This is a genomic window from Rodentibacter rarus (assembly GCF_001998965.1).
Classification (GTDB): Bacteria; Pseudomonadota; Gammaproteobacteria; order Enterobacterales; family Pasteurellaceae; genus Rodentibacter; species Rodentibacter rarus.
This window is the reverse complement of the sequence record NZ_MLHJ01000048.1, coordinates 1-11,163: the sequence shown is the minus strand read 5'-3', so window position 1 is coordinate 11,163 and position 11,163 is coordinate 1. Positions and strand designations below refer to the sequence as shown.

Below are 11,163 nucleotides of genomic sequence, written 5' to 3'. Positions count from 1 at the left end.
TTGGAAGATCATTGACACCCCATAGAAGTAATAGTCTTACTTGTTTGTTACGATTTTATATCCTCCATAGCATAAATATTGTTTAATCAAAACTGCTGAATCAAATTCAAAATCCGTTTATCCGATACCTGATATTTTGTTCCCAACTGTTGGGCAAACAAACTCACGCGTAATTCTTCGATCATATAGCGAATTTCTGCCACCTCATCAGAAATTGGCTTGGATTTGGGTAATTTCGCCAATAATTGCTGATAAGCTTGTTGCACTTGCTCTACACGCAACATTGCCGCACGATCACGGTTTACATCTTGTGCCAGTTTATCAATACGCTTATCAATCGCTTGTAAATAACGCAATAGATCAGGCAAACGAGAATACCCACTTTTCTGCACAAAACCTTGATACACCAAACCACTCAATTGCGATTTTATATCCGAAAGGGCAAACGCCATGGTGAAATCCATTTTACCTTTTAAACGTTGGTTTAACCCGTGACTAAAGGTTAAAATTTGTTCTACTTTTTGTGCGATATCCACCGTCACCTCATTCAGATTTTCACGCACAACATCCCGTAGTTTTTCAAACCCCTCTTCACTCCACACAAAACCACCAAAATCCGTAATCAGTTTATCCACCGCACAAGCAATGCAATCATCAATTAAATCCAATACTCGCCCAAATGGGGTGAAATACAAACCAAGTTTCGCTTTATTCGGTAATTTTTCATGAAGATATTTAATGGGTGACGGAACGTTAAGTAACAATAATCGGCGTAACCCTTGCTGCATTGCCACTTTTTGTTCAAACTCCGTTTCAAAAAGTTTGATCCCTACTGATTCTTTTTCATCTACCAACGCTGGAAAGGCTTTTACGCTAAAACCTTGTTTTTTTTGCTCATAAAATTGTGGCAAATCGGCAAAATTCCAAACATGTACACCTGTCTGTTCAATAGCATCATCGGCGACAGCAGAAAGGCTTTCCTGCACACGTTCTTTAAGATCAAATTTGAGTCGATCCAAATCCATGGATTCGGCAAGTTTCTTGCCTTTTTCATCCACCACACGGAAGGTCATTTTTAAATGACTTGGAATTTGTGCCCAATTCCAATGTTCCGCTTCCACTGTTACACCGGTCATACGGCGCAATTCGTAAATAAGCGTATCCAGCAAGGTTTTTTCTAAAGGAACTGCCCGGCCTAAAAATGCTTTGGCATAATTCGGTGCCGGAACAAAATGACGTCGATAGGTTTTTGGCAACGATTTAATCAACGCAATCACTAATTCCTCTCGTAATCCCGGAATTTGCCAGTCAAAGCCTGTCATTTCTACCTGATTAAGCAATGGTAGAGGAATATGCACCGTCACACCGTCCGCCTCTGTGCCCGGTTCAAATTGATAGGTGAGTTTCAGCTTTAGATTACCTTGATGCCAAAAATTAGGGAAATCCAGTTTACTGACTTTGTCCGCCCCTTCATTAATAAGAAAAGCACGTTCAAAATTCAATAATTCCCCATCCTGTTTTGAGGCTTTTTTCCACCAAGTATCAAAATGTTTTTGTGAAACCACTTCGGTGCCGATACGTTGATCGTAAAATTCGAAAAGGGCCCGTTCATCAACCAAAATATCTCGACGACGAGTTTTATGCTCCAGTTCCTCGATTTCATTAATCAATCTTTGATTTTGTTTGAAGAAATGATGTTTGGTATGCCAATTCCCTTCCACTAAAGCCGATTGAATAAAAATCTCTCGGCTCACAATTGGGTCAATCGCACCATAATTTACCGCTCTTGCCTGCACAATCGGCACACCGTATAAACTCACTTTTTCATCGGCTATCACTGCACCACGAAATTTTGACCAACGAGGCTCTGCATAAGATTTTTTCACCAAATGTTCTGCAAGTGGCTCTATCCATTCCGGTTCAATTTCTGCCGCCATTCGGCCCCAAAGTTTTGAGGTTTCCACCAATTCTGCCGCCATCACCCATTTCGGCTGTTTTTTGAAAAGGACGGAGTTAGGAAAAATGGCAAAATGGGCATTACGGGCGCCAAGATACTGTTGTTTTTCCACTTCTTTCAGCCCGATGTGTGACAATAAGCCACTTAAAAGTGCGCTATGGATTTGTTGGTATTGCGCTTTTTCAGAATTAATCGGCAGCCCCATTTCTCGCGCGGAAAGACGAATTTGATGATAAATATCCTGCCATTCTCGGATGCGTAAGTAATTTAAGAAATCTTTTTGACACTGGCGACGAAATTGATTTTTACTCAAGTTTTTTTGCTGTTCTTGAACATAATGCCAAAGATTTAAGAATGCCAAGAAATCAGATTTTTTATCGGCAAAACGACGATGCTTTTCATCTGCGGCTTGCTGTTTTTCCGTTGGGCGTTCACGAGGGTCTTGAATAGAGAGAGCAGAAACAATCACCATCGCTTCATAAACACAAGCAAAATTGACCGCACTTAACAGCATTTTTGCTAACCGGGGATCAACCGGCAGTTGGGCAAGCTGACGACCGGTTTGGGTTAATCGGCGTTTTTCACCTGATTTTGTTTTAATGGTTTCAAATGCCTCTAACTCTTCTAACAATTTCACGCCGTCTTGGATATGTCGTCTATCCGGCGCATCAACAAAAGGAAAAGCTTCAATATCATCCAAGCCCAATGCGGTCATTTGTAAAATCACAGAAGCCAAATTGGTGCGTAAAATTTCAGGATCGGTAAATTCAGGGCGAGAATTAAAATCTTCTTCCGAATAAAGACGAACACAGATGCCTTCACTCACCCGTCCACAACGCCCTTTACGCTGATTAGCAGAAGCCTGTGAAATCGGCTCAATAGGCAAGCGTTGAACTTTAGTCCGGTAGCTATAACGGGAAATCCGAGCAGTCCCCGGGTCAATCACATATTTAATGCCAGGTACGGTAAGCGAGGTTTCTGCTACATTCGTGGCAAGGACAATGCGATTTAATCCGCTAGGATGAAAAATTTTATTTTGTTCCTGTGCAGAAAGGCGGGCAAAGAGCGGGAGAATTTCCGTATGTTTCAAATTTTGTTTCTGTAACGCTTCTGCGGTATCACGAATTTCTCGCTCGCCATTCATAAAAATTAAAATATCGCCTCTGCCTTCTGCCTGGAGCTCCTCCACAGCATTTAAAATCCCTTGTAACTGATCTTGATCCTCTTCATCCGCAATAGGGCGGTAACGCACTTCCACAGGATAGGTTCTGCCGGAGACTTCAATAATCGGCGCATTGTTGAAATGTTTAGAAAAACGTTCCACATCAATGGTGGCGGAGGTAATGATGATTTTTAAATCCGGGCGGCGGGGTAAAAGCTGTTTGAGATACCCAAGGATAAAATCATTGTTAAGACTGCGTTCGTGGGCTTCATCAATAATCAAACAGGAATATTGATTAAGAAAACGATCCGTTTGAATTTCTGCCAGCAAAATCCCATCAGTCATTAGTTTAATTTGGGTATTCTCACTGATTTGGTCATTGAAACGGACTTTATACCCCACCAAATCCCCTAATTCCGTTTGTAATTCTTCCGCAATACGGGTGGCAACGGAACGGGCAGCAATACGGCGAGGCTGAGTATGTCCAATCATTCCTAATCGACCTAGTCCTAAGGCTAAGCACATTTTCGGTAACTGGGTAGTTTTGCCCGATCCCGTTTCCCCTGCAACCACAATGACTTGGTGTTCCGATAGCAGTTTTTCAATTTCCGCTCTACGTTGGCTAACCGGCAGATCAGCAGGAAAAACAATCGGATTTTTAACTGCACTTTCACGACATTTCACACGCCATTTTGCCTGCTGGATTTGTTGTTCAATTTCCGATGCCACCGCTTGTTGTGCATCTTGATTTTTAATTTTCGCCATGCCCTGAATACGCGAAAATAACCAACGCTTTTCCACCTGCATCAGGTTATCCAGTTGGGCAATGAGGGCTTGTTGTAAAGGATTAAATTCGGATTTTATCGTTCTTTTTTTCATTATTCTGATTTCGTTTTTAGACCACCGTAAGCTAGGCAAAGCCAGCCAACTAAAAATAACGTACCACCAAGCGGTGTAAGCCAAGCCATCCCCTTACCTACACCAAAGGCAAGAGCATATAAACTGCCACTGAAAAAAACGATTCCTACCGACCATGTCATGGCTGCCAAGCTTACAAATCTGTCATTTTTCCACGCTGACAAGCCAACAGCTAAAATCGCTAAGGTATGAAAGAGTTGATATTTCAGACCAGTATCAATCCACGCCAGAGCTTTAGCCTCTAAAATATGGGTTAAACCATGTGCTGCCAATGCCCCCAATGCCACGCAGAAAAAACCGCTAAAAGCGGCGATCAATAACCATTTATTTTTCATCTATCATTTTCCTAACAATAATGCCAATATGCCGGCAGCGATAAGTGGCCCAACGGGAATACCTCCCAAAAAAGCAACGCCGACCACCGTACCAATTAATAGTCCGGTCACCAACACCGGTTGTTCTCCCATCAAGGAAACGCCTTTTCCTGCCAACCAGGCCACAAAGACACCAACCACAATAGAAAGTGCCATTTTCCAGCTGAGAAAATCCGCTAAGTTTGGGAGCTTGATTTTTCCTGAAACCAGAGGACTTAATACACCCGCAGTCAGAATGATGATCCCGATTTTTAAACCGTATTTTTCAACAAATGGAATATATTGAGATAAAAAAGTTTGCTGCATAATCAACAGCACAGCGGCAGAAATGGTGATAGCACTATTATGGCTTACCACCCCAAGAATGATTAAAATGACCAGTAATAGTGCGATCATATTTAGTTGTAATGACATAGCTGACCCAACATTGCGATAAACTTTTGAAGAAATAAATGGGGCGGATTATAGCAATTTCTTTATTTTCTGTGTTTTTTATTTCCTTTTGTTTTACTCACAGGCTGAATCCAACATTTCTTTCGCATTGGCTAAAGCAAGCTCTGTCACTTGGCTTCCCCCTAATAAACGTGCTAATGCAGGGATACGTTCATCTTGAGAAAGTGCGGTCATTTTGGTTTCCGTTTTTCCCTCTACCGTAAATTTTTCAACATTAAATTGATGATGTCCGCAACTGGCGACCTGCGGTAAATGGGTCACGCAAAGCACTTGACATTGATTGCCTAATTGGCGTAACAATTTACCCACCACACTGGCGGTTGACCCACTAATTCCTACATCCACTTCATCAAAAATAAGGGTTGGAATCGCCGATTGATCTGAGGTTAACACTTGAATAGCTAATGAAATTCGAGAAAGCTCCCCCCCTGAAGCCACTTTAGCGAGCGGTTGAGGCTGTTGCCCAAGATTACTGCGTAAAGTAAAAATAATCTGATCTGCTCCATTTGCGGTAATTTTTTCATCATCCGTTTTCAACTCTACATAAAATTGCGCATTTTCCATTGCAAGCTGTTTAATGGAATCTGTGACTTGTTTCGCCAAGAGAGCGGCGGATTTTTGACGGCTTGTCGTTAACGCTGTTGCTGTTGCCCACATTTTGGAGAATGCTGCTTTTTCTTGTGTGATTAACGCTTCTTCGCTTTCAGAAAAATCTAAAAGTGCGGTCAATTCTGCTTTTAATTTTTGATGCCATTCAACTAATTCTTCTGGTTTTATATTATGCTTTCTTGCCAACTGTAAGGCTTGTCCCATACGCTGATCAATTTCTTGCAATAACATCGGATCTTGTTCAATATTGGACGATAAATGTTGCACTTCATTTGTGGCTTCCTGCACTTGAATCAAGGCTTCATTTAATAGGTTTTGAACATCAGCATAACGAGAATCAAGCTCGACAAGTTCATCAATATATTGCGTAGCACGATAGAGCAGCGTATCAATACTGACCGTTTCATTTTCACTTAAAAGTTGTAAGGCAGCTTGAGAAAGCTGGGTAAGCTGTTCGCTATTTGATAAACGGCGTTGGTCTTCTTCTAATTCAAGATATTCATTCGGACGAAGATTAAATTCATCCAACTCTTCAACTTGATATTGCAACAGTTGCTTTCTCGATTCATTTTCCGCCACTTTTTGCTGAAATGTCTTCACTTGCGTTTGCAAATTTCTCCATGCCCGGTAATCATCACGCATTTGGTTGAGCAAATCAGCATGTTGTGCAAAACCATCCACTAATTGAAGTTGATAGTCATTTTTGAGTAAGAGTTGGGAAGCGTGTTGACCATTAATATGGATCAAATATTGCCCAATTTCTTTAAGTTGAGCCGCAGAAACCGGAGTACTATTGATAAAGGCTTTAGAACGCCCATCGGCATTGATGACACGGCGTAAGATACATTCGGAGGGATTTTCGGAATCTTGTAATTCCTGCGCTTGTAACCAATGATAAGCCTGATTATGCGATTGGAGATGAAAACTCGCACAGATTTCTGCACGTTCCTGCCCCTCTCTTACCATCGCACTTTCAACACGTTGCCCTAAGCATAAACCCAATGCATCAATGGCAATGGATTTACCCGCCCCGGTTTCACCTGTAATCACGGACATACCTTTGGCTAATTCAATATCTAACTGGCGAACAATCGCAAAATTATTAATGGTAAGTTGGGTAAGCATAATAAAATCCTTATTTACTGTATATTTATCATATTAATACTGATTCAATACACAGTAAAGATTTTTTTAGATTTTATTTAGAAATTTTTTAGCCATCCTAATTTGGTACTTAATACATTGTAGTAATTATAATTTTTTAAATGAAGTAAACGTAATTTATGTTCGCTTTTTTCAATATGAACAACATCATCCGGTGAAAAATCTAATGCGATTTGACTATCGCATCCTACTTCCAGCTGAGAGGTGTTATGTTCCGCAAAGCGAATAGAAATTTTACTGTCGCCATCAATGACAAGCGGACGTGATGAGAGGGTATGAGGAAACATTGGCACAAGTGCAATCGCATTTAAATTAGGTGTCAAAATCGGACCGCCAGCCGAGAGAGAATAGGCTGTCGAACCGGTTGGCGTTGAAACAATTAATCCGTCAGAACGCTGAGAAAAAGTGAATTTATCATTAATATACACGTGGAAATCAATCATATGTGCAATTTTTGCCGGGTGAATCACCGCTTCATTGATAGCATTTCCTTTTGCAACAATTTCACCATTCCGCTCAATTTTAGCTTCCAAAAGAAAACGCTCTTCTACAAAAAATTCGCCTCGTTCTAAGCAGGCTTCTAGCTGAGCGTAGGCATTTTTCGGGTCGATATCCGTCAAAAAACCAAGATTTCCACGGTTAATCCCGATAAGGGGAATATTATATTTTGCAAGGATACGTGCACGCCCAAGCATATTACCATCCCCCCCAATAACGATCACAAGTTGCGCCAATTGCCCAATTTGTTCTAATGTTGCCGGTGCGTGTTCAGGTAATTCAAGTTTTTCTGCTACCTCTTTTTCCACTAGTACCTGATAGCCATGCTCAGTTAGCCAGTGGTAGACATTTTTGTGCATTTGCAGGTTCACATCATTACGTGGTTTTCCTGCTAGACCAATAATTTTAAAAGAATTATGTAGTTCGTTCATCTTTAATCAATTTCGGCGGAATATTGACCGCACTTGAATTCAAAATTTTCGCCATTATATTACATAGCACTTTAATTTTGCTAAAATACTGCCAATTTTTGAATCAATGGAGAACAATATGTCTGAACAAGAACAAAAAATTAATGCCACTGAAGAACCTATTGAAGAGATTCAAAAGGAAGAAGTTGAACAGGTACAATCCGATGATCCTTTAGAAGAAGCCATTGCCCGTGTTCAAGAATTAGAGGAACAGCTTAAAACACAGGTTGAAGAAACCGCTAAAAAAGAGCAAGATCTTTTACTGCGTACTCGTGCAGAAATTGACAATATTCGCCGCCGTACCGAACAAGATGTAGAAAAGGCGCATAAATTTGCGCTAGAAAAATTCTCAAAAGACATTTTAAATACCATCGACAATTTAGAACGCGCACTGGCTACCCCGGCCAATAAGGAAGATGAAAGCATAAAAGCATTATTTGATGGTGTGGAACTCACCTTAAAAGAACTCATTTCAACTGTCGGTCGATTTGGTGTTGAGGCGGTAGGTTTAGTCGGTGAAACCTTCAACCCGGATTTACACCAAGCGATTTCCATGCAACCGGTGGAAGGATTTGAATCCAATCAAATTACGGCGGTATTACAAAAAGGCTATACGCTAAATGGTCGTGTTATTCGTCCTGCTATGGTAATGGTGGCGGCATAATCTTTAAAAGACGAACAAATAAAAGTGCGGTCGATTTTTCGGCCGTTTTTTGTTTTCCCTCTCCTTTCAAAATTTGATCAAAATCAAAAAAAATGACATTTTATTTGAGACTAATTCTCGTAAATCAATGCTTCATTACATCAGTGAAATCAAGCCTTCACACATCACATTAGCAACAAAACTTAAGAAAAACACTACATATTGTGTGTTGATTGTCCAATCATAACTATATATAGTCACTTCGCATTTTTAAAATACTATATCTTGGAGCATACAATGAACGCTTTTAGTGTGATTAAACGTGATGGATCACGAGTGGATTTTGAAATTCAACGCATTATCCAGGCTATTAAAAAAGCCGCAAGTGCGGTCAATATTCACGATAAATTTTATTGTCATCAAATAGGACACGAAGTGGGAAACGAAATTTTTACCCACCATCAACAAGAAATCGACATCAATCAAATCCAAAAAATCGTTGAAGATAAATTAATGGCAAGCCGTTATCCTCAAATTGCACGCGCTTATATTGAATATCGTCACGATCGTGATTTAGCCCGTGAAAAACGGAGCAAACTCAACAAAGAAATTGAGGGATTAATTGAACAAAGCAATGTGGAATTGCTAAATGAAAATGCCAATAAAGATGCGAAGGTTATCCCGACCCAGCGGGATTTACTCGCCGGCATTGTGGCAAAACATTATGCCAAACACCATATCCTGCCCCGTGATGTGGTAGAAGCCCATGAGAAAGGGGAAATTCATTATCATGACTTAGACTACGCACCTTTTTTCCCCATGTTCAATTGTATGTTGGTGGATTTAAAAGGTATGCTTTCCCAAGGGTTTAAAATGGGCAATGCTGAAATTGAACCGCCCAAATCCATTGGCACAGCAACAGCCGTCACCGCACAAATCATTGCACAAGTTGCCAGCCATATTTACGGTGGTACCACCATTAATCGTATTGATGAAGTGCTGGCGCCTTATGTTCAAATCAGCTATGAAAAACATTTAAAAAATGCCGAACAATGGCAAATCCCGGATGCACAGGGTTATGCCAAAGCCTTAATTGAAAAAGAATGTTTTGATGCCTTTCAATCTTTAGAATATGAAGTGAACACCTTACACACCTCAAACGGACAAACGCCTTTTGTCACCTTTGGGTTTGGCTTAGGTACGAGTTGGCAAGCCCGTTTAATTCAACAAGCTATTTTAAAAAATCGCATCCGTGGTTTGGGTAAAAATCACAAAACACCGGTTTTCCCTAAACTCGTATTCACCATTAAAAAAGGGCTTAACCAAGCCAAAGGCGACCCGAATTACGATATTAAACAGTTGGCACTTGAATGTGCCTCTAAACGCATGTATCCGGATATCCTCAATTATGATCAAGTAGTGAAGGTCACCGGTTCTTTCAAAGCCCCAATGGGCTGCCGTAGTTTCTTAGGGGCTTATGAAGAACAAGGCACAGAAATTCACGATGGCCGCAACAATTTAGGCGTGGTGAGTCTGAATTTACCGCGTATCGCTTTAGAAGCAAAAAACGAGGCAGAATTCTACCGCACTTTGGATGAGCGTCTTGCTATCGCTAAAAAAGCCTTAATGACAAGAATTGCCCGCCTTGAAAACACCAAAGCACGGGTTGCCCCTATTCTTTATATGGAGGGAGCTTGTGGCGTACGTTTAAATGCAGATGATAATGTCGCACAAATTTTCAAAAATGGACGCGCTTCGATTTCACTCGGTTACATTGGTATTCATGAAACCGTCAATGCGCTTTATCAAAAAGGGCATATTTTTGATGATGAACAATTGCGTGAAAAAGGCATTGAGATTGTTCGTCACCTACATCATGCCGTGAAACAATGGCAGCAAGAAACAGGCTATGCTTTCAGCCTTTATTCTACACCGAGTGAAAACCTATGCGACCGTTTCTGTCGTTTAGATACCAAACAATTTGGGGTGATTGAAGGGGTGACCGATAAAGGCTACTACACCAACAGTTATCATTTAGATGTCGAAAAGAAAGTGAATCCTTACGATAAATTGGATTTTGAAATGCCCTACCCGCCTTTAGCCAGTGGCGGATTTATTTGCTATGGTGAATATCCAAATATTCAGCATAACTTAAAAGCACTGGAAGATGTGTGGGATTACAGCTATGACCGTGTCCCTTATTATGGCACAAACACCCCTATTGACGAATGTTACGAATGTGGCTTCACCGGCGAATTCCACTGCACCAGCAAAGGTTTTGTTTGCCCGAAATGCGGCAATCACGAAAGCAGTAAAGTTTCCGTCACCCGCCGTGTATGCGGTTATTTAGGCAGCCCCGATGCACGCCCGTTTAATGCAGGCAAACAAGAAGAGGTGAAGCGTCGGGTGAAACACTTATAACCTGACACTTGATGGGAAAAGCGATTGAAATCACATAAAATTCACAATCGCTTTTTCATTAAATAGTACAAATTTGTATTTGATGACAGTGTCCTCAAATCGGAATATACTCTAGTCAATTCGTTATTGAAATGGAGTAATTATGTCAGAACATACTATTTCTCTTGCTTTTTCAGTGTGGCATCATTATTTGAAAATGCTCGCTGAAAAACACTATCTAACTTTGCCAAACTTTCCTCATCAATTAAAAATCAAGGACATTTCCCCATTTTTATCTCAAGCAGAAGAAATTGTTTTAGGTAAAAAGCCCGGAGCTAAACTTTCTCAAGAAACGCTTTATAGCTTGTTTGAAAATATCCTTCAAGATACCACTAAAAAGCAGTTCTTTTACGATTTTCAATCGCTTACACCAAATAGCATTTTCCCTAAAAATACGGAAAAATTAACCGCACTTTCTACGCTGTGGAATAATTTTACCTGTTAATGATCATGCA

The 11,163-nt window shown here is 40.6% G+C and carries 8 protein-coding genes; 3 read left to right on the top strand and 5 right to left on the bottom strand.

What is annotated here, in order from left to right:
• Window positions 1-86 precede the first annotated feature (86 nt).
• The 5 genes from hrpA to BKK50_RS05990 form a co-directional block, all read right to left on the bottom strand.
• Entirely contained in the window at window positions 87-3,998 is a 3,912-nt protein-coding gene (gene hrpA, locus BKK50_RS06010) for an ATP-dependent RNA helicase HrpA (protein WP_077416309.1), read from the bottom strand.
• Window positions 3,998-4,372 carry a DUF423 domain-containing protein gene (locus BKK50_RS06005; protein WP_077416307.1) on the bottom strand — a complete coding sequence of 125 codons (375 nt, stop codon included), beginning with the start codon at window positions 4,370-4,372 and terminating at the stop codon, window positions 3,998-4,000. The genes hrpA and BKK50_RS06005 overlap by 1 nt, the downstream gene beginning before the upstream one ends.
• 3 nt (window positions 4,373-4,375) lie before the next feature.
• A complete protein-coding gene (locus BKK50_RS06000; protein WP_077416304.1) occupies window positions 4,376-4,825 on the bottom strand; it encodes a DUF441 domain-containing protein in 450 nt (149 codons plus the stop codon).
• A gap of 93 nt (window positions 4,826-4,918) precedes the next feature.
• Entirely contained in the window at window positions 4,919-6,598 is a 1,680-nt protein-coding gene (recN, locus tag BKK50_RS05995) for a DNA repair protein RecN (protein ID WP_077416302.1), read from the bottom strand.
• Between the two features lie 77 nt (window positions 6,599-6,675).
• Complete coding sequence (locus BKK50_RS05990; protein ID WP_077416300.1) at window positions 6,676-7,566, bottom strand: NAD(+) kinase; 891 nt, start codon at window positions 7,564-7,566, stop codon at window positions 6,676-6,678.
• A 118-nt stretch (window positions 7,567-7,684) separates the two neighbouring features.
• Between BKK50_RS05990 and grpE the strand changes: the two genes are divergently transcribed.
• The 3 genes from grpE to BKK50_RS05975 all read left to right on the top strand — a co-directional run bounded on the left by grpE (window position 7,685) and on the right by BKK50_RS05975 (window position 11,153).
• Complete coding sequence (gene grpE, locus BKK50_RS05985) at window positions 7,685-8,269, top strand: nucleotide exchange factor GrpE (RefSeq protein ID WP_077416298.1); 585 nt, start codon at window positions 7,685-7,687, stop codon at window positions 8,267-8,269.
• 276 nt (window positions 8,270-8,545) lie between these two features.
• Window positions 8,546-10,669: an anaerobic ribonucleoside-triphosphate reductase gene (gene nrdD, locus BKK50_RS05980; RefSeq protein WP_077416296.1), complete on the top strand. Its 2,124-nt coding sequence runs from the start codon at window positions 8,546-8,548 to the stop codon at window positions 10,667-10,669.
• A 142-nt stretch (window positions 10,670-10,811) separates the two neighbouring features.
• Complete coding sequence (locus BKK50_RS05975; RefSeq protein WP_077416294.1) at window positions 10,812-11,153, top strand: hypothetical protein; 342 nt, start codon at window positions 10,812-10,814, stop codon at window positions 11,151-11,153.
• The last annotated feature ends 10 nt before the right edge of the window (window positions 11,154-11,163 follow it).

Coding starts and splice junctions, on each gene's coding strand:
- hrpA (WP_077416309.1), bottom strand. CDS start 3,998: ATGAAAAAAAGAACGATAAAATCCGAATTTAATCCTTTACAACAAGCC.
- BKK50_RS06005 (WP_077416307.1), bottom strand. CDS start 4,372: ATGAAAAATAAATGGTTATTGATCGCCGCTTTTAGCGGTTTTTTCTGC.
- BKK50_RS06000 (WP_077416304.1), bottom strand. CDS start 4,825: ATGTCATTACAACTAAATATGATCGCACTATTACTGGTCATTTTAATC.
- recN (WP_077416302.1), bottom strand. CDS start 6,598: ATGCTTACCCAACTTACCATTAATAATTTTGCGATTGTTCGCCAGTTA.
- BKK50_RS05990 (WP_077416300.1), bottom strand. CDS start 7,566: ATGAACGAACTACATAATTCTTTTAAAATTATTGGTCTAGCAGGAAAA.
- grpE (WP_077416298.1), top strand. CDS start 7,685: ATGTCTGAACAAGAACAAAAAATTAATGCCACTGAAGAACCTATTGAA.
- nrdD (WP_077416296.1), top strand. CDS start 8,546: ATGAACGCTTTTAGTGTGATTAAACGTGATGGATCACGAGTGGATTTT.
- BKK50_RS05975 (WP_077416294.1), top strand. CDS start 10,812: ATGTCAGAACATACTATTTCTCTTGCTTTTTCAGTGTGGCATCATTAT.